This is a genomic window from Helicobacter aurati, from assembly GCF_003364265.1.
Lineage (GTDB): Bacteria > Campylobacterota > Campylobacteria > Campylobacterales > Helicobacteraceae > Helicobacter_A > Helicobacter_A aurati.
In genome coordinates, this window is sequence record NZ_NXLW01000001.1 from 93623 (window position 1) to 114544 (window position 20922).

General features: G+C 35.2%; 18 protein-coding genes. 12 read left to right on the plus strand and 6 right to left on the minus strand.

Annotation, left to right across the window (positions count from 1 at the left end; genetic code table 11):
- Positions 1-30: 30 nt before the first annotated feature.
- On the plus strand, positions 31-1356 hold the full coding sequence (gene rho, locus CQA66_RS00445) for a transcription termination factor Rho (protein WP_233707689.1): 1326 nt from the start codon (positions 31-33) through the stop codon (positions 1354-1356).
- Positions 1357-1435: 79 nt separating this feature from the next.
- Positions 1436-2776: an MATE family efflux transporter gene (locus tag CQA66_RS00450; RefSeq protein WP_104762525.1), complete on the plus strand. Its 1341-nt coding sequence runs from the start codon at positions 1436-1438 to the stop codon at positions 2774-2776.
- 38 nt (positions 2777-2814) lie between these two features.
- Here CQA66_RS00450 and trpB read toward each other — a convergent pair whose 3' ends face one another.
- Both trpB and aspA read right to left on the minus strand, forming a co-directional pair.
- Complete coding sequence (trpB, locus tag CQA66_RS09635) at positions 2815-5019, minus strand: tryptophan synthase subunit beta (protein WP_104762526.1); 2205 nt, start codon at positions 5017-5019, stop codon at positions 2815-2817.
- Between the two features lie 171 nt (positions 5020-5190).
- Complete coding sequence (gene aspA, locus CQA66_RS00460; protein ID WP_115582514.1) at positions 5191-6630, minus strand: aspartate ammonia-lyase; 1440 nt, start codon at positions 6628-6630, stop codon at positions 5191-5193.
- 160 nt (positions 6631-6790) lie between these two features.
- Here aspA and CQA66_RS00465 point away from each other — a divergent pair, with 160 nt between their 5' ends.
- From CQA66_RS00465 to CQA66_RS00475, 3 genes are all read left to right on the plus strand, one after another.
- Positions 6791-7906, plus strand: a complete 1116-nt coding sequence (locus tag CQA66_RS00465) for an alanine dehydrogenase (protein WP_104762528.1) — start codon at positions 6791-6793, stop codon at positions 7904-7906.
- Between the two features lie 10 nt (positions 7907-7916).
- Positions 7917-8864 (plus strand): glycosyltransferase family 2 protein, encoded by a 948-nt coding sequence (locus CQA66_RS00470; RefSeq protein ID WP_104762529.1) that lies wholly within the window; start codon positions 7917-7919, stop codon positions 8862-8864.
- Positions 8865-9279: 415 nt separating this feature from the next.
- Positions 9280-10167: a DMT family transporter gene (locus CQA66_RS00475; protein WP_233707677.1), complete on the plus strand. Its 888-nt coding sequence runs from the start codon at positions 9280-9282 to the stop codon at positions 10165-10167.
- 2 nt (positions 10168-10169) lie between these two features.
- Here CQA66_RS00475 and CQA66_RS00480 read toward each other — a convergent pair whose 3' ends face one another.
- The 3 genes from CQA66_RS00480 to CQA66_RS00490 form a co-directional block, all read right to left on the minus strand.
- The gene (locus CQA66_RS00480) at positions 10170-11396 is read right to left on the minus strand and encodes an aspartate aminotransferase family protein (protein ID WP_104762530.1); all 1227 of its coding nucleotides are present in this window, start codon (positions 11394-11396) and stop codon (positions 10170-10172) included.
- A 90-nt stretch (positions 11397-11486) separates the two neighbouring features.
- The gene (locus tag CQA66_RS00485; RefSeq protein WP_104762531.1) at positions 11487-12119 is read right to left on the minus strand and encodes a LysE/ArgO family amino acid transporter; all 633 of its coding nucleotides are present in this window, start codon (positions 12117-12119) and stop codon (positions 11487-11489) included.
- Positions 12120-12440: 321 nt separating this feature from the next.
- Positions 12441-13136 (minus strand): triose-phosphate isomerase, encoded by a 696-nt coding sequence (locus tag CQA66_RS00490; RefSeq protein ID WP_104762532.1) that lies wholly within the window; start codon positions 13134-13136, stop codon positions 12441-12443.
- An 86-nt stretch (positions 13137-13222) separates the two neighbouring features.
- On the opposite strand from CQA66_RS00490, the gene lptB reads away from it, so the two are divergent.
- From lptB to CQA66_RS00520, 6 genes are all read left to right on the plus strand, one after another.
- Entirely contained in the window at positions 13223-13945 is a 723-nt protein-coding gene (gene lptB / locus CQA66_RS00495; protein ID WP_104762533.1) for an LPS export ABC transporter ATP-binding protein, read from the plus strand.
- 143 nt (positions 13946-14088) lie between these two features.
- Complete coding sequence (locus CQA66_RS00500; protein ID WP_104762534.1) at positions 14089-14727, plus strand: Crp/Fnr family transcriptional regulator; 639 nt, start codon at positions 14089-14091, stop codon at positions 14725-14727.
- Positions 14728-14855: 128 nt separating this feature from the next.
- A complete protein-coding gene (locus tag CQA66_RS00505) occupies positions 14856-15101 on the plus strand; it encodes a hypothetical protein (RefSeq protein WP_104762535.1) in 246 nt (81 codons plus the stop codon).
- A 16-nt stretch (positions 15102-15117) separates the two neighbouring features.
- Positions 15118-16059, plus strand: coding sequence for a tRNA (adenosine(37)-N6)-dimethylallyltransferase MiaA (gene miaA / locus CQA66_RS00510; RefSeq protein ID WP_104762536.1), 942 nt, complete (start codon positions 15118-15120; stop codon positions 16057-16059).
- 62 nt (positions 16060-16121) lie between these two features.
- On the plus strand, positions 16122-17831 hold the full coding sequence (gene fliK, locus CQA66_RS00515; RefSeq protein ID WP_104762537.1) for a flagellar hook-length control protein FliK: 1710 nt from the start codon (positions 16122-16124) through the stop codon (positions 17829-17831).
- Positions 17832-18087: 256 nt separating this feature from the next.
- The gene (locus CQA66_RS00520; RefSeq protein ID WP_104762538.1) at positions 18088-18669 is read left to right on the plus strand and encodes an outer membrane beta-barrel protein; all 582 of its coding nucleotides are present in this window, start codon (positions 18088-18090) and stop codon (positions 18667-18669) included.
- 574 nt (positions 18670-19243) lie between these two features.
- Here the strand turns inward: CQA66_RS00520 and msrB are convergent.
- Positions 19244-20443, minus strand: coding sequence for a peptide-methionine (R)-S-oxide reductase MsrB (gene msrB, locus CQA66_RS00525; RefSeq protein ID WP_233707678.1), 1200 nt, complete (start codon positions 20441-20443; stop codon positions 19244-19246).
- 302 nt (positions 20444-20745) lie between these two features.
- On the opposite strand from msrB, the gene CQA66_RS00530 reads away from it, so the two are divergent.
- Entirely contained in the window at positions 20746-20922 is a 177-nt protein-coding gene (locus tag CQA66_RS00530) for a TRL domain-containing protein (RefSeq protein WP_158656997.1), read from the plus strand.

A 20922-nucleotide genomic window follows, 5' to 3' on the forward strand; every position in this document is an offset into this window, starting at 1 on the left:
TCACATCGTATCCCCAAACAAAAAGAAAAAATGACAACTGAACATGAAGATAAAAAAGAAAAAAACAAAGATTCTTCCAAACGAACACATACCCCTGTAAATGGATTTAAAGTCGAAGAATTACGTATCACCCCAATGCACAAATTATTAGAAATAGCTAAAAAACTTGGAATCCAGAATCCTCAAGAATTTCTGCGTCAAGAATTAATTTTTGAAATTCTTAAGAATCAAGTAAGTCAAGGTGGTTTTATCCTTATCTCTGGAATCTTAGAAATTACGAATGAAGGCTATGGATTCTTACGTTCTATTGATGAAAAATTCTCTGACACACAACATGATACCTATGTTTCACAGAGTCAAATTCAGAGATTTGCACTTCGCAACGGAGATATTATCACTGGGCAAGTTAGGCCGCCAAAGGAACAAGAGAGATACTATGCTTTATTAAAAATTGAAGCAGTAAATTATCTAAGTTTAGACGAAATCAAGAATCGACCGTTATTTGAAAACCTTACACCACTTTTTCCTGCCGAACAATTAAAGCTTGAATACAGCAGTCAAAAAGTTACAGGTAGAATGCTTGATTTATTTAGCCCGATTGGTAAGGGGCAAAGGGCACTGATTGTAGCGCCCCCTAGGGTAGGCAAAACAGAACTTATGAAAGAATTAGCACACGGTATCAGCGAAAATCATCCTGAAGTAGAGCTTATGGTATTACTCATTGACGAAAGACCAGAAGAAGTAACCGACATGGAGAGAAGCGTGAAAGGGCAGGTGTTTTCTAGCACATTTGACTTACCTTCAACCAATCACATACGTGTAGCCGAATTAGTGTTAGAGCGAGCAAAAAGACGTATCGAGGTAGGAAAAGATGTAGTGATTTTATTAGATTCTATTACACGTTTAGCCCGCGCTTATAACGCAGTTACTCCCTCTAGTGGGAAAGTATTGAGTGGTGGGGTAGACGCCAACGCTTTACATAAACCTAAAAGATTCTTCGGTGCAGCACGGAATATAGAAAATGGTGGTAGCCTTACAATTATTGCCACCGCACTAATTGAAACTGGCTCACGCATGGACGAAGTAATTTTTGAAGAATTTAAAGGTACTGGTAATGCTGAAATAGTCTTAGCGCGTAGCATTGCAGACAGAAGAATCTATCCAGCTTTTGATATTCTTAAATCTGGCACAAGAAAAGATGATTTATTATTAGGAGAGGAAAGACTAACAAAAGTATGGATATTGCGCAACGTGATCGGTCAAATGGATGATGTGGAAGCACTCAATTTCCTTTATTCTAAAATCAAAAATACAAAGAATAATGACGAGTTTTTACTTGGCATGAATGAATCCTAATTAGAATCGTCATAGTTCGCTATCTGCTTATTGGAAAATTAAGCCCTATTTGATAAAATTGTACAAAAAGAATGGCTCTATGTTGACCACAAAAACAAAAATTGCGCGTATTTTAAACATTGCTATTCCAAGCGCACTGCAATCTGGTTTAGATATGTTAAATCTCTTTCTAGCACTATTTTTCTTAGCCAAAATTTCCCCATTAAGCTTTACCGCCTTGAGCTTAGGAGCAAACTACATTATTATTTTTTACCCAATAAGTGCGATTTTTGGGATTGGCGCAAACGTACTAATGTCTCGACGTTATAGCGCAAAAAAGTACTTTGAGATGAATTTGGTTTATGCCACTTTGTTGTACAGTGCGATAATTTTCTCTCTTCCCTTACTCTTTATAACTTATTTGGGTATCCCATTGTATTTACAAGCACTTGATTTAAGTACAGAACTCTACACGGCTACTTATTCATACGTTCTTATTACTATTTTTGCTCTACCCGCAATTATAGCTAAAAATGTTATAATCTCTAGCTTTGCAGCAATAGGAGATACAAAGCAGCCTTTTTATATTAAAGTTATTATGACTTTTCTTAGTGTGTTTGGAAATGTAATTTTAATTCAAGGTGCTTTTGGAATAGAGGGGAAAGGACTTTTTGGAGCGGCAGTAGTCAGTGTTTTTATTTCTTACCTAGAACTTATTGCATTATTGCTGCTTGTGAAATTCTCAAAAACACCGATACGGTTATTATTTATGTTTCGTCTACATTTTCTACTAAATGGCTTAAAAGTCGCCATTCCAACAGGGATAGAACGTATTTTTACTATTATTTCTTTAAATATTATTTTATTTTTTGTTGGTAAGTATGCTATTGTCTATGGTGATAGTGCTATGAATGGATTTCAAGCAGGAACAAAAATTGAAGGTTTTGCGCTTATCCCCGGTTTTAGTTTTACGTTGGCAATTATGAGTCTCATGGGACAATGTATTGGAGTAAAAGATTATAAGCTCGGTTTTGAATACACAAAACTTTGCGCCATTGTAGCAAGTATAGTATTAGGGATTTGTGGACTCTTATTGGCTCTTTTTGCTGAACAATTTTCATTGTTATTTATGTCAGAAGATTCTGTCGCCATAGAAATTTCTAGTATGTATTTGATTATTATAGGACTCTCACAAATTCCACTCATTTTATCTTTTATCTATGATGGAGCATTACGTGGAGCAGGATGGACGCAGATTCCCTTATTTATCAATATCATTAGCATTTCCTTGTTCCGATTGTTGCCCATGTTAATCGCAAGTACGCAAGGATGGCATTTATATAGTCTATTTATTATTATATTCATTGAAACTTATATTCGTGCAATAATTTTTTATGTTGTATTTCAATCTGGAATATGGCGAAAAAAGAAAAATATTTAATCGTATTTCTCTAAAACCATTCTCTGTTGCTTCAAAAATTAGGATTTTATCGACCTACCACAAATCTTACTTAAATTCATATTGGTTTCAAATACTTTTACTTGCAAATTTTCCGCTTGCAATTCCGATTGAATGGTCTGATCTTCATTTGATTGTATATGCTGCCCTTGTATGTCATCATCAAGCACATATTGTTCTTCTTGTTTTTCATCAATAGATTCTAAAGAATCAAAAGCTTCCTGCGACTCATGCAATTCATTGGAACGCAATGACAATATTGGTTCTTCATTATTAAGCAACAAACTGATATGTTGTGATTCATTTGAATCCATATCTGCAAAAAGTTCTGAATCTAGCAATGAAGTAAGGTTATTAGATTCTAAACCTTGCTGTAATTCTAATGTTTGCATAGAATCATCGAGTTGTTTCTGTATTTCTTCCTTTACCTGCGGCTCTTCATGCAATGGCAGCGACTCTAATACTATGTTATCTAATTCCATTTGTTCAGATGAGAGAAAATCTAATACATTATGGTGTGCTGATGTGTCTTGTGTTTCTACAATATTATCAATAGGGGCTAAAGAATCTTGCATCTCTTCATCAATATCTAGTTTATCAATGATTTCCGTGGTTTCTATTGACTCCTCTTGATTATCTTGAGCCGTTATAGAATCTACTTGAGCTTGTTCCATCTGTTGCGCGCAATTTTGCATTTCTTGCATTTCTTGCATTTCTTGCATTTCTTGTGTAGTTTCATCAAGAAAACTAAAATCTTTGTCTTTGAGTTCATTCAAATCTAATTCTACACTCAATTCTTCAGATTTTTCATGTTGATTCATAGTAGTATCGCTGTTGTGTTCAGACACACAAGGCTGCATTGTGCCTGTATCATTAGTTGGGGATTTATCATTGTCATATTTTTTTATTTCTAATGCTTGTTTGACTATTGCAGAATCTTTTGTGCATTTTTGTTTCTTAGTCATTTTTTTATTGATCGCAGAGAGCTCAAGCTCTAAAAAGTCTCTCCACTGCTCTGTGCAAAGCTCTTTAGCTGTGATAAAAATATCTTTATCCCCTCTTCCGCTGACATTAACTACAATAGCCTTATTGTTAATTGTTTTAGCAATTTTCATAGCACCAGCTAGCGCATGGCTTGATTCTAATGCCGCTAAGATTCCTTCATGCTTTGCAAAAAACTGCATAGCTTCCAATGCTTCCGTATCACTAGCGGCAGTACATTTGATTCGTTTTATACTCACTAGATGAGCGATTTGAGGTCCAACACCAGCATAATCTAGTCCCGCACTAATCGAATATGTTTCAGCGATTTGTCCGTGCTTATCTTGTAAGAAATAAGATTTATAGCCTTGTGCTATGCCAACTTTAGCATGACTTTCTGTATGCAATCGCATAGCATTTTTATTGGGCAAAAAATTATCTCCACCAGCCTCTACAATAACAAGATTGACATCTGGTTCTTCTAAAAAGGTTTCAAAAGCACCCATAGCATTGCTACCACCGCCAACACATGCTACAACATAATCAGGCAAGACCCCAAGCGATTTATGAAGCTGCTTCCTTATCTCTTTACCGATGATACTTTGCGCATCTCTTACAATATCGGGGTAAGGGGATGGTCCAAGCGCACTTCCCAAGACATAAAATATGCCATACGGATCATTACTCCATTCACGCAATGTTTCATTGACAGCGTCTTTAAGTGTTTTTGTCCCACTTGAAACAGGGATCACAGTCGCACCAAATTGTTCCATGATAAACACATTAGGACGTTGTCTTTGCACATCAATTTCACCCATAAAGATTTTACATGGCATATCTAAAAACGCGCATACACTTGCCACTGCTACACCGTGTTGCCCTGCTCCAGTTTCAGCGATAACAAGTTGTTTTTTCATTCTCTTGGCTAACAGCACTTGCGCTAAAGCGTTATTAATCTTATGCGCTCCAGTATTTGCTAGTCCTTCAAACTTAAGAAAAATATCATTATTGAGGATTCTCGATGCATTCTTTGCATAAAAAAGAGGCGTTGGTCTGCCTACAAAATGTTTAAGTAGAAATTTATATTCTTTCTTGAAAGCCTTGCTTCGAAAAATATGATAGTAGGCTTTTTGCAAATCCATGATAACAGGGTAAAGGATTTCAGGAACAAAGCAACCTCCAAAACTTAAATCGCCCTCACCAAAATAGCCATTTCTACTTTTAGAGAATATTTTGTTCTGCATGCTTTACTCCTTAATGTCTAATACCCATTTTAGAGTAAAATTATAACTAGAATCTTTGGAATCTCCTTTAGTTTTATGGACAACCAATTCAAGAAATAGTTAATAAATAGTAAAGTATATCCATATTATGCCCATCTCAAAAATGATTCTAGTAAATTGCGATAACTAAGCTTACGCAAAAGGTGAGTGTTTTTGGAACTTTGCTTTATCTTCTGCACTCATATGTGGATTAAGCATATTTTTGGGTTGGAAAATTTCATCAAGTTGCTCTTTGCTCAAAAGTTTTTTTTCTAATGTAATTTCTTTGACAGATTTACCTGTTTGCAGAGATTCTTTAGCAATAGAAGCAGAATTCTCATAGCCAATATAAGGATTAAGTGCGGTAACAATACCAATGCTATTATATACAAAATCGCTACACACTTTTTCATTTGCAGTAATGCCATCAATACATCGGCTTGCAAGTGTGAGCATAGCATTCCTCATCATTGAAATAGAATTAAATAAACCGTAAGCAATTACAGGTTCAAAAACATTGAGTTGGAGCTGCCCGCCTTCACTTGCAAAACTTACAGTAACATCATTACCAATCACCGCATAACATACTTGATTGACAACTTCAGGAATTACAGGATTAACTTTTCCGGGCATAATGGAACTTCCAGGCTGCATTTTGGGTAAATTGATTTCGTTTAATCCAGCTCTTGGACCAGAACTTAGCAAGCGCAAATCATTACAAACTTTAGAAAGCTTCACGGCAACTCTTTTTAACACACCGCTTACTTGTACATACGCCCCTGTATCTTGTGTTGCTTCAATTAAATCATCGGCGGTTTGAAATGGGCATCCTGTGACTTCGCATAATTTTTTTTGCACAATCTTAGGATAATCAGGATGTGAATTTATCCCAGTACCAATAGCAGTGCCGCCCATATTAATTTCAGTGATAAGATTTCTTGCTTCAAGCACTCTAGCAATGTCTTCCCCCATCATTACTGCAAATGTGTGAAACTCTTGTCCTAATGTCATAGGCACGGCATCTTGGAGCTGAGTGCGACCCATCTTTAAAACATTTTTAAACTCTTGCGCCTTTTTTTCAAATGAAGATTTTAAGACTTCCATATCCTTTGCTAATGCAGAAAGCTCATCATAAAGGGCTACATGGATAGCTGTAGGATAGGAATCATTAGTTGATTGTGAAAGATTTACGTGGTCATTTGGGTGGCAGTATTGATACTCGCCTTTTTTATGCCCCATAATTTCTAAGGCTAGATTTGCTATTACTTCATTGGTATTCATATTTGTGCTTGTTCCAGCTCCGCCTTGTATCATGTCAACGACAAACTGCTCTCTTAACTCTCCAGCTATAAGCCTATCGCATGCTTTACAAATCGCATCTTTTTTTGTATCATCGAGTAATTTAAGCTCATTGTTTGCCAGGGCTGCTGCTTTTTTGACTTGCGCGAATGCCTTAATGAAACTTGGATAACTACTTAACTTATCACCTGTAATATTAAAATTCTGTAATGCTCTATAAGTCTGTACACCATAATATACATTGTCTGCAATTTCGAGTTCGCCAATAAAGTCATGCTCTGTTCGTGTTCCCATATATTGTATCCTTACATTAAAATTACAGTCCTATGACCGCGCAAGAATTATAACTAAATATACTTTTGTAAAGGCTTATAACGCTGTGGGTAACTTTCAATTTAACTGAATAGCAACGATTTGTAGTATAATGTAGGCAAGTATATGATAAGGATTATCTATGAATATTTGTATTCCAAAAGAAATAATGAATCACGAGCATAGAGTAGGGTTAGTACCTAGTGATGTTGCACTTCTTAAGCATTCTAATCCTACACATAAAATCTACATGGAAGATGGACTAGGTTCTACCATAGGCTATACAAATGCAGATTATGAAAATGCGGGTGCAATCGTCTTAAAAAGCGCAAAAGAAATTTGGGAATGCGCGGATTTACTTGTAAAATGCAAAGAACCTATTGAGACAGAATTTCGATTCCTGCACAAAGATATGGTGTTATATAGCTTTCTTGATTTAGCCTACTCCGCTGAACTAGCTCAAGCATTGGTAGATTCTAAAGTAACGTCTATTTGTGGTGAAACGATTGCCGGACCTATGGGCAATTACCCCGTATTAAGTGCCATGAGCGAAGTAACAGGCAAATTCGCCGCCCAACACGCAGCTACTCTGCTTGCAACTAATTATGGCGGTAGAGGCGTGCTTCTTGGCGGATGCGCTGGTGTTGCTCCTGCTAAAGCTGTAATTGTAGGGGGTGGTGTAGTCGGAATGAATGCCGCTAAGGTACTAGTTGGAATGGGAGCAGATGTATGGATACTTGACATCAATACCCTTAAGGTAGCACAACATCCTTTAGTAATAAATAATCAAGTAAAGCTGCTTTATAGCAATGAAGATTCTATCAAATACGTTTTGCAAGGTGCAGATATTCTAATTGGTGCCGTATTAATAACAGCTACTTCCACACCTAAGGTGATTACAAGAGAACACTTAAAACTTATGAATAAAGGTGGGGTAGTGCTTGATGTATCAGTAGATCTTGGAGGATGTATTGAAACCGCAAGGCAAACCACACATGACAATCCGATATACATCGAAGAAGATTTGGTTCATTATGGTGTTCCTAATATCCCTGGTGTTATTGCTCGTACCTCAAGCATTACTTATTCTTACGAATCTTTACCTTACGTCCAAACTATCGCCAATCAAGGATGGAAAGAAATGTTAAAGATGCCGGGTGCTCTTGGAGGATTAAACGCCTATAACGGTAAAATTGCCCTAAAATCTGTCTCTCAAGCATTCAAGTTGCCCTATATAGATTCCACAACTTTACTATGAGGGGAATACAATGTCATGCCCACTTGTAAGCATTGTTCTGCCAACCTATAATGGCGAGCAATATCTTGCCCAATCCATAGAATCCATCCTCAATCAAACCTATAAAAACATTGAACTCATTATTGTCAATGATTGCTCAACTGACAACACAAAGCAGATTATAGAATCTTATGCAAAGCAAGATAATCGCATAAAGCTTATTCATAATGATGTCAATCAAAAACTCCCGAAGTCTCTTAACATAGGTTTCGCCCATGCAAATGGCATATATTGGACATGGACATCGGACGATAATTACTATGTAACGCAAGCTATAGAAAGCATGCTAAACTTCCTAGAGACACATACTGATTATATTATGGTTTGTGCGGATTACATTATCGTAAGAGAAAAGAAACAAAGTAAAAGGCATGTAGAATCTCAACCAGAGAATCTTATCGTCTATGACGGAATAGGAGCATGTTTCTTGTATCGAGCAGAAATAGCCAAAGAGGTGGGATTCTATAATGAATCAAAATTCCTTGTAGAAGACTATGAATATTGGCTACGTATGGGATTAAAAGGCAAAATTGGGGAACTACATACATCATTATATTATTACAGACATCATAAGAATAGTCTGACTTCCAAAAGAGGGTTAGAGATTATGAAAAGAAAGCTAGACTTGCAAATGGAATTTATGGATTCTTATTTCTCCGTTTATCCTTACTTACAAAATACATCTGCCTATCAAGAATTGCAGGCTTTACGAATTGTCCATACTCACAGCAATGAGTCTGCCGATTCTATTATGGAATCTTTATCTCCACTCAATGCAGATTCTAGAATCCTATATCGAATCCTTAAAGACCATTACAAAGCGACACATAATACAGTATTTCTCGAAACAATTAATAAATTAGGATTACAGTATAAAATCAGAGCTTATTTATTACGTAGCAGAGTAAAGCCGCTTTAGAATCTTATGATTTCTACCCCTATGATTTTTACAAGCACTCCCCTAACTATTAACACATACTTCATTAATATACTCTTCGATTTAACCCAAAATTTGCTCAATCTATATACAAAAATCTAAGATAACTCCTCCAAACTTTATAGATACCAAACACCCACAAACTAAAATCACAACACAGATCTACCAAGATTCCAAGAAAACAATAAGCACTTGTAAGCATTGTTCTGCCAACCTAGTAATGGCGAGCAATATCTTGCCCAATCCATAGAAATTCCTTGAAAGTTATAATCTTTATAACCATCGATAATGACAATACAAACAATATCAAGGCTACTAAATATTTAATCTACACTTTCTATTAAGGTTTCAAGTATTTGTTTTATAATTACTTATTAATCTTAATTAGGGAGCAAATATGAAAACCTTAATGATTATTGCGATGATGGGTTGGGGACTTGTATGGCCGCTTTCAAAATTTATGAGCGAAGCACTCAATCCAGAGCAGGCTTCTTTTACGCGTTTTGTTTTAGTTAGCGCAAGTTTTTTACCTATTATGTTGTATTACAAAATCTCTTTTAAGATTCCAAAATGCGCTTTGTTACCAACCTGTCTAACGGGCATTTTCTGTGCAATGTATAATTATCTTATGTATGTAGGGTTGCAATATGGTAGTGCTGGCAGTGCAGGGGTTATAGCCGAAGTATTGCCTCTTATTATCGCAGCATTTCTTTGGAGCTTCATTCGTAAGAACAGACTGCTTAAACGTGAAAAATGGGGGTTATTATTAGGCGTTATTTCTGGGGCTTTCTTAATCAATATTTTTGATGATATACATGCCTTTTTTACACCATTTAATAGTATTTATCTTTTAGCTGCAGTTTGTTGGGCGTTCCTTATGATTTCTTCACGTTATGCTAGTGAACATATTTCTGCGGTTACGCTTAGTTTTTATTCAAGCTGCATTACAACTTGTTCATTATCGTCTAGTTTTTTCTTTTATGGTATCGATGATTTTTTGAAAGTTGATTGGAAATTCTGGCTTGCTACAAGTATCGCAGCACTATTTTGCACGACATTTTCAACAACAATCTATTATCGTGGATTGCATCTTTTAGGTGTAACACAAGGCGGCGTTTATGCGCTACTTGTTCCTATTTTTGCGCTAGGCTTTTCGTGGATATTATTAGCCGAGATTCCACAATGGCATACTATTATTGGAGGAATTATTGCGATTTTTGCAATTTATTTGATTAATTACTTTAATCCTAAGCATTTCACAAAATCATCTAAACATTCTTCATAATGTTAGTTAAGCCCAAGTTCTCGCAATGTTTGTCGTAGCTTATCAATCATTTTGTCAATATGTTCTTTTTGTATAATCAAAGGCGGCGCAAAACGTAAGCTATTTTCTCCTGCGGGAAGAATAATTAATCCATTTTTGAGAGCTTGAGAGATAATTTCTGTATTTTTACATTCTTGTTTGTCTGTTATCCACATACCTTGTAATAATCCCAATCCTTGTCGCTTTGTAAAAATTGTATATTCTTCAACAAGGGAATCTAGCACGCAAATCAAATGTTTAGCACTAGATTCTACATTGGCTAAAATATTCTCTCTTTCAAATATATCAAAAACCGCATTAACCCCAGCGCATACCAATGGATTGCCACCATACGTTGTGCCATGATCACCTACACCTAATGAAGAATTAGCCACATGCTCCGACACACCGAACGCACCGACAGGCAACCCGCAGCCAAGTGCTTTAGCAGTGCTAAATATGTCTGGCAAAATATCATAATGCTGCCATGCAAACATTTTGCCTGTTCTTCCCATACCACATTGAATCTCATCAAGTATAAGCAAAATATCATTCTCATCGCAAATTTTACGAATTTTTGTCAGAAAGTCCTTTTTTGCAGGAGTAATTCCGCCTTCTCCTTGTATAGTTTCTAGGAAAATAGCACAAGTTTGAGAATCTATATTACGTTCAACGCTTGCAATTTCGTTAAAATCAGCAAAACGAATACCGTCTAACAATGGTTTAAAAGGTTCTTGATAAGCTGTATTCCCCGTAATGGATAATGCACCCAAGCTTCTCCCATGAAAGCCATTTTTAAAGGCTATAATGTTGTGCTTATGATGTTTATCGCGTAAAAAAGCATATTTTTTTGCAACCTTTATTGCACCTTCATTAGCCTCTGTTCCAGAATTTGTCCAAAAAATTTTTGCCATGCCACTAGCACGACATAGCTTTTGTGCGGCAGTAATTGATGGAATATTGTAATAGAGATTTGAAGTATGCAATACTTTGCCTATTTGTTGCTGTATTGCCTCATTGAAATCTTTATGCTGGTATCCCAACCCAGAAACAGCTATACCTGCGCCAAAATCTAAGTAGGCATTATTGTCCGTATCATAGAGAAACACTCCTTCGCCGCGTTCAATAACAAAAGGGTACCTCGCGTAAGTTTTTAGTAGTACGTCTTGAGCCTGTGTCAGCACAGATTGAGAATCTTGTGAATGTTGCATAATAATCCTTAATAAAATCAAGTTTTCAGTCATTCAAGATTTTACAATAAAAAAGAGAATAAAGTCATCAGGCAAAAAATATATTAATCACTACAAATTACATATCTCATTAATACTAAAAAGCAAAAGATTATAAGCTATAGCAAACATGATTAGGGCTACCATTATATTGATAACTACCCAAGTTTTTGGATTTCTAAAATATTTACTCGCTTTATTGGCTAAGAATCCAAGCGAAAAAAACCAAACACCAGAAGCGAATATCGACCCACACGCAAAAGCAATTTTTTCAAAAACATTAAGCGAAAGCGCAAGTGTGCCAATAATGACAATCGCATCAAGATATACATGGGGATTCAACAAGGTAATGATTAATGTGTATAGGAGAGTTTTACGCAACGACGTAACAGCAATAGCATTATCTGTGATAGCAATGGATCTCCATTTATACAGAGATTGTAGCGCATTAATTGCATACCATGTAACAAAACATGTACCGCAGATTCCAAGTAATATTGTGATAAGTTTATTATTTGCGAGGAAATTTGCTACTCCAAAAATACCTAAATTTATCAATATTACATCACACATAAAGCATACAAAACATACCCAAAAGACATGATTGTTCAGTATGCCCTGCTTTAGAATAAAGAGATTCTGTGCGCCAATTGCTGCGATGAGGGAAAGAGAAAGCAAGAAACCTTTTATACCATATTCAACCATTTACTTCCTAAATATGTGCTTATAAACCAATCAATAATTTTATATTCTTAAAGGAAATTGTAGCTTATTGTGAAGCAATTTACTGCTAATACAAATTATAAATAGTGTACTATTCTTTTAGAAAATTTTAGAATCTCTTTAACAGGTGTTAAAAATATTTATGCTTGCAACGCGGGCAATCAGCAATCAAATAATTACCCATTCACTATCGCTTATTGCAATCGATCATTCATACCACTATGGGGGCATATCAGGCAAAAGGATAGTATAGACAAGAACATAACCTAAGAATCTATGTTATACAAAAATATAATGAATCTGCTAACAAACACATCGAATGATGTCTGCAAAATTACTAGATTCAAGACTAGCACTTCCAACTAAAATTCCATCTGTTACTGCACAAATTTCTTTAGCATTTGTTGTAGAAACACTCCCGCCATATAAACAAATTTTTACCCCCATAGAACGTAATATTTCCCGAACTCTAAGAATATATTCTAGTGTTGCGACCTGTTTACTGCCAATAGCCCAAAGAGGCTCATAGGCAATATATAAAAAAGGATAATCAAGGTTAATGCCTTGTAATTGTTGTTGAAAAAAAGATTCTAATTTATCCCACAATCCAAACAGCAACGAATCTTCACCTATACAAAGTATAATTTTTTTATGAGCATTTGCACAGAAATGGAATTTTTCCTGAATGAATGCTACACTCTCGCCCAATAATCTACGTCTTTCACTATGCCCAAGCAATACATGATTGATTCCCAATGAATCTAATACTTCAAGCCCTATTTCACCCGTAAAAGCACCATTAGCAGCTGGATAAATATTTTGTGCTCCAATATGAAAGTAACAAAAGTTATTAGCACTAAGACTTGCCATATTAGGAAAAACAACAATTTCATTTTGAAGATAATGACTTTTGGCAAGATGTGTTTCTAAGGCATAAAGATATTTTTGTGTGCTACTCGGAGTATGATATGCCTTAAAATTAGCAGCTATGACTTTCATGTTTTACCTTCACTATAAAGTTTAAGCTATAATCTTAGCACATTTTTTAGACACAGCCAGCAAATAATACGTTAGGAATACGTCGTATGAATACCCTAAAAGCAGAGAATCTAAGCAAACAAATTAAAAAAACAAAAATTGTTAATAATATCTCTTTGGAAGTGCATAGCAACGAGGTTGTAGGATTACTTGGTCCAAATGGCGCAGGAAAAACAACAACATTCTATATGATTTGCGGACTTCTTAAACCTAGCGAAGGAAAAGTCTTTTTAGATAATCAAGATATTTCTGATGCTCCATTACATAAGAGGAGCAATATGGGTATAGGCTATCTCCCTCAAGAATCTAGCGTTTTTAAGGATTTAACGGTAGAGCACAATCTCTTGCTTGCTGCACAAAATTCCTTTACCAACAAAAACGAAATTCGATCGCGTATTGAAGAAATGTTAGAAGCCTTTAATATTGAAACCATCCGCGATAGACGGGGCGTTAGCCTCAGTGGTGGGGAACGTAGGCGAGTAGAAATTGCAAGAGCCTTAGTCAAATCTCCAAAATTCATTTTACTTGATGAACCATTTGCAGGCGTTGATCCAATCGCTGTGCTAGATATTCAGAAAATTATTCAAACCCTTGTAGACATGAATATTGGCGTATTAATTACCGATCATAATGTCCGTGAAACATTAGGAGTATGTCACCGTGCTTATGTCATTAAAAGCGGTACATTATTTGCTAGTGGACACTCTCAAGAAATTTATCAAAATCCGTTGGTGCAAAAATACTACTTGGGAGAAAACTTTAAACCATAAATCCCATAACTTATTACCATTAATACACTAGAAATCTCTATACCGCACTTGCAAGCATTGCAAAATATCGAATAGGCTGTTTCTAGCGTCTACTCATTGCAATATAGAGCAACATAATACAAACATTACTAAGAAGGCAAATTATGCAACAACTCTTAGAATCATTAACGCAGATCGGACATAAAACAACATATAATGCAAATGCAATAGTGTTTTTTGAGAATGAAAAGGCAGAACGGCTTTTTCTTTTATTGCGTGGTAAAGTTCGACTTTATAGAAGTAAAACGGAAATATATAACAAAGAAACTCGCTATAAAGAATACACGATACACACGCTCTGTGCGCCCAATTTTATTGCTGAAATGCCGTTTTTTATGGAATCGCACTATCCAGCAAATGCGCAATGTGTAGAGCAAAGTGAAATTATAAGTATTACCTTGCAAGCATTTAAAAAACACCTACAAAATAGTGAATTTTGTCTGCTTTTTATTACTTCGCTCTGCCAAAAAATTCGTATTTTAGAATCTTATATCACTACACAGAATCAAAATTTGCAAACACGTTTTTTACACTTTCTCAATACACACCAAAATATTCTTCCCACACTCACACAAAAACATATCGCTCAACATCTCAATACCAATCCAGAATCTCTCTCTCGTCTTATTAAGTCTTACAAAAACAAAGGATTAATTAGTACAAATAAAGGGAAAATTATCATACAAGATTATGCTCTCTTGTATACATATTTATCTATACAAGAATCTCATGAAACACCATGAAATACTGCCTTATCGCAGAATAATAAACATACAATAAGAATTATCAAAAGATATTTCTATTGAATTTAAAAGTTTATGAAATTTACTTGCTTAAGCTACAATACTGCATTTTACTGAAAGGAATAATTATGTTAATATTAGATAAAAATTTCCAACCCATTGGAGGATTCGGTGTGTATTGTTTCCCAGAGAATGGTGATAATGTTTTACAGCTCTGTTCCAACCATGTAAGACAATACAATATCCTACCTCAAATAGTTTATTTAAAATCAGAAAATCAAAGTGAAAAAAAATGGCTAGGGAGCAATTCTGAAAAATTCTATTACAACGGGCAATATATTATAGAAATTGACGAAGAAGAAATCTTTTTTTAACCCAAACAAACACATTATGAAACTACACTCCCATATTCCTAGTAACAACCTCTCCTCATCTACTAAACAATATCCTAAAATCATAGCCATTATAGGTGCTACTTGCAGCGGCAAAAGTTCTCTTGCAATACAAATAGCAGAAAAAATAAACGCTTCCATCTTTTCACTTGACTCACTAAGCATCTATAAAGAAATTTATATTGCATCCGCAAAACCAAAAGAAGAAGAACGTAAACATATAAAGCATTTTGCACTTGATATTCTCAAACCAGATTCTAAAGTAAATGTTGGAATCTTTCTTGACTTACTCTATGAAGCCGTAGAAAGTTGCAAGCAAGACGATAAGACGTTGCTTATCGTAGGCGGCTCTAGCTTTTATCTTAAGTCTATTATTAATGGATTAAGCCCCAAACCCCATGGAGATAGCAGCGGAAATGCTCTACTCAACGAACTATCTACCCAATCTCTTGCGGAACAATATCGATTTTTATGCACAATAGATTCTGAATATGCACGCAAGATTCAACGCACAGATTCATATAGAATCTCGCGTGCTTTAGAAATATTTGCCTTAAGTAGACAATGTCCTAGCGATTTTTTTGCAAATAATCCTCCTAAGCCCTTTCCACTTCCTATCACTTGCTATCAACTTCTTATAAATAAAGCCCTATTGCACAAACGTATAGAAGCAAGGACTAGTGCCATGTTACAAGAAGGAATTATTGATGAGGCACAAATGCTTATAAATTCCTATGGAATAGATATTCAACCCTTCAAATCAATAGGACTAAAAGAATGTCTCGCTTTCTTACAAGGTAAAATCAATAAACAAGAACTAGAAGCCCTTATTAATATTCACACAAAACAACTCGCAAAACGACAAAAAACATTTAACAAAACACAATTTCAATATATATATGAAGGAGATTCGCAAAGCATTATTGAATCTCTTGAATAAAAGGAATGTTTTTTGCTCTTTATTACTAAAATATTACATTGGCTTACTAAAGGAAAGGATAAATGGTTGCAGAAATAAATACCGAAATAAAGCCCACAGGAATAAATCCTACCCTACAACATGAATCTGAAGCAGATGAGAATCACACAGATTCTACATTTGCACAAGCTCTTCATGAAGCGGATAATACTCCAACACCAACTCAAAAAGATGAAGAACAAACAAAAGAGCGACCCAACAAACAGACAAGCACAGGCTCTCTTGTATCACCTCAAAACAATGCGGCTACCGTCGCCATTAAAGCTAAAGATACTCAACAATCTCAAAAGCCAAAAGATTCTCCTCTTACAAAAATACTGACTGATGATCAAGACATCAATGAGCTAGACGACACTTCACTAGAAAATAACCAACCAATCCTTACCAAAAAAGCAACAACAAATACTAAAGTGGCAGATAAGCTACCTAAATCTTCCATAGAATCTACAGAATCTCAAGACAAGCAAAAAATCAAGCCAGATAAAACACTCAATGACATCAAAAAAGAAGCTGAAGCAAAAAATCTAAATCTCCAACAAATAGAAATTACGCAAAATGGCAAACAAACCAAGATCAATCCAGAAAAATTATTCGATAAAGGAGACTTGGAAGAAAATAGAGAAAAATTAAGCAATTCCCTACAAAACAAAGGGGTAGCACTCGCTCAATCCATCTCTCAATCTCTCCAATCCCCTACGGGACTAGAAAGTCCAGAACAGAAAAAAGCGCAGTTGCTCGCCGAACTTCTCAATCATTATGATTCTGCTGCGAATGCGAAAAGAAAGGCAATGAATGAAGCGGAAAAATTAGAGTTTAAAATAAGCAATGGTGATAAGTCTGCAATCATTCAACGCAATACGCAGCAGCCAAAAAATATCATAGAATCCATACTACGCAATGAAGAAAGACAAAATGAATTTTTAGAGAAGTTACATGAAATTACAGGCGACGAAGACTTGGGTGATTTAGTTGATTTGAGTAAGGCAAAGGCAAAAGCTTTAGCACAAATATCTCTAAAAAATATGACAAATAAAATAGATTCTCCAGTGCAAACAAATCCGTTGAATCCCATACAACAAGCACAATCATCAACTGAATTGATTCATGAAAAAACATCTCCATTTGAGTTTGATACAAATAAGGCATTTGATGAGGTGCTAACACAGAATCTTAAAGCAGATTCCATGCAATCAGAGAAAGAAAAAGAAATGAATCTTGCTAAGGAATCTACAAAAGTTGAAGAGAAATCAAAAGAAAAAATAGATTCCAAAGTAGAAGCAGGTAACTTGCAAGCAAAACAGGAAGTTACTATGAAAAGTGCCTTAGCAAAAGAGGCAATAAGAAACTTCGCATCGCAATTTAGAGAAGAAATCTTAAACTATAAGCCTCCAATTACAAAAATTAATGTGGAACTAAACCCTGCAAGTTTGGGGCAAGTCTCTTTAAGTATTGCTAAAAAAGGAAAAGATCTACAAGTCTCTATCACATCAAACGCCAATGTAATGACAATGTTTGTGCAAAATGCACAAGATTTACGACAAAATCTTATGCAAATAGGATTCAATAATCTTGATTTGAATTTTAGTTCGCACGAAAATAATGAAAACCAACAGCAAGCTAATCAGCAACAGCAGCCAAATGAAAAATTACTAAGTGTTGAAGAAGCGCAGGAACTAACAACCGCTGGCAATGTCCCCTCTTCGCTTGAGATACTACTACCTGAATATGTATAATAAACACGGGGATTTATAAAATGTTCACTAGATTTTACTCTTAGTGTCAATTAACTTGATTTTGATACCTATTTTATACTCAATTCTCATTTTACGTGCAGTAATAGCAGTCTTTTGTGTTACTTTTGTTATAGAATCCATTCAGATTTTTAAAAATCTGAATGTTACAAATGAAATTATGTTGACATACGTTATAATACAAACGTAGTTTTAACCTATTGAAAATTACAATTTAATATTTATATTGGAGCATTTAATGAAAAAAATATTGTTGAGTATGACGTTAATTGGCGCATTAGCTGGAAATGCGTATGCCGAAGATAATGGCTTTTTCCTAGGTATTAGTGCTGGTGGTGCGGCTGCAATCAATGCGGACAATGGAGGTGGTGCAACGGGCAGCACAGCACTTTCTGCGGGAATAAAGTTAGGCTATCAAGCATTCTTCTCCGAAATAAATGGTATAAGATTCTATCTTTCTGGTGTAGGTGCTTATGGATTTTATCCTAGTGCTACAGGAAACAATATAGGTAACGATTTGTATATCCTAGCTGATATAAATGCGGATTATCTCGTAAACTGGGTTAGCGAAGAACAATTTAGCAGTGGGCTTTTCATGGGATTTTTTACAGGAGCATTAGTTGGCAGAGCATTCTCAAATTCCACTGGAGGCAATTCCACTGGTATCACGGCTGGGCTTAACCTTGGTATTCGCACCAATATAAACGATCATCATCAAGTTGAATTTGGTGTTAAGGGTGGATTTAGTTTCTACATAGGCAACGCTCGAACAACAGGAGCAGTAATAGCAGCCTTGACAAGCTATATCTATAAATTCTAATTTATGCGTAAATCTTACATATCAATGACACAAACGTCTATCGTGATAGTGAGATTTCAAGCAAAGCTAAAACAGAACAAAAGAAATTACACTGAATATCATACAAAGAAGGCAGATTATAATTTTGCATGCTAAATTTATTCAGTAGATAATAATAACTTATCATCTGAATCTCAGTTGCAAATTCTTTCATTAATATGCAACAAGATTCATTGGAGTTAAGCAGTTACTACGTCTACTCTTACTAAGATTTATAAGCTTTTGTAGCATTCCTTGTAAACTCCTCTTCGTATCTATATGTATTCGTGTCTATTATGTATAAATCTCTATCTATTTCTCTTAGTAGTATTGGGATTTATATTGCGCACAATATCAATAACGCAAAACTTATAATTCATACACTAACTTAATGCAGCTTCATCAAAGCAATATGAATAACAAATCTGAATTTGTTGGCTATGAATCTTAAAGATTTATCTTCGTATATGGAATAAATTCATAAACTATCTGCATTAATATGTAATACATTGAAATATGACACTTATTATTGCATCTGCAAATTCCCATAAGACTATTAATCTACCAAATACAATAAATGTCCATAGCCTTCTTTTTCCATATCTTCTTTCGGAATAAACCGTAATGACGCGCTATTAATACAATATCTTAAGCCACCTTTATCTTTTGGACCATCATTAAATAAATGACCTAAATGGGCGTTTCCTATCTCACTACGTACTTCTGTCCTCGTCATGCCGTAACTTCTATCAACATTTTCTTTCAAATTCGTACCATTAATAGGCTTAGTAAAGCTGGGCCACCCCGAACCCGAATCAAACTTATCACGCGAAGAAAATAAAGGCTCACCAGTGGTTATATCTACATAGATTCCTTTCGCATGATTATCCCAATATTCATTTCTAAAGGCAGGCTCTGTCGCATTTCTTTGCGTTACATTATATTGCATATCAGTGAGCCTTTCTCGCAACTCACTATCATTTAACGCGCGGTAATTTTGTGGTGATTCAACATGGATAGATACATAAGAGGTTTGACTACCATGCAACGTTTTATTCTTCACTGCAAGGTTATCTACAAGCCTTCTATCAAAAGCCTTACTTGCATTATTAAACTTATCCTTACCAATATGACAATAACCATTTGGATTCTTATCGAGGTACTTCTGATGGTATTCTTCTGCTTTATAATAGTTGGTTATTGGTAGTAATTCTATGGCAATTTTCTTACCATTATATTCATTTGCTAATTTCTTTAGCGAATCTCTAGCAATTGCCTCATCTTCTGGATCAGCATAATAGATTCCTGTGCGATACTGTGTTCCTCTATCGTTACCTTGCTTATTCACTGAAGTCGGATCGATAATCTTATAATACATATCAAGCAAAAAAGACAAACTAATGATTTTTGGATCATAGACAATATGCACAGTTTCCGCATGATTCGTTTGACGATAAAGTACATCTTCATAGCTTGGATTCTGTGTTGTACCATTCGCATAGCCCACATCAGTAGAAATAACCCCTTTTATGAGTGCAAAATATTTTTCCACGCCCCAGAAACAACCGCCAGCAAGGTAAATTTCCTTATATCCGTTCATATCTTTCTCCAAGTCTTGTATGTTATTTGGCATTACCGATTCTAATTGTGCTTGTTGCTGCATTATGGAAGCAGCAGAATCTGCCTTTGCATTTGTAAGGGTATATAGTACAACAATTAAACCAAAAAATAGAGTTGCTATCAAAGCTCTTTGCATGAGAATCCTTTATTGATAGCAAAGTGTATTATGTTTTCATTAATACAAATTAACGCTTGATTCTATTGTAAATAATCGCAATTTTATAAAACTAAAATTTAATTATCAAAAATACTTATTAAACAATATTGACACGTTTTTTTTTTTTTAATATTGGGCAGACCAAAAGTCTAAGTCATTATAAAAGGAAAATCATGTCTCTACTTAGAAAGTGTTTGTTAATTATTGGTGGCTGTGTCATACTACTATTAAGTGGGTGTTCGTAGGTCCCGGTCTTATCAGCAATGTAGAAATTGCGCCAGGTGAAGCAAAGTAAAGCGGCTTGTCGAAGTATATTTTTTATACCAGTGAGCTTTGGTAAATGTACCATAGGTAAAGCAGCAGAAAATGGAGGATTAAAGCAAATCCAATCTGTTGATTATAAATATTTCAATATTCTCATATATTCAAGCAAGACAGTTGAGGTACGTGGTAAATAG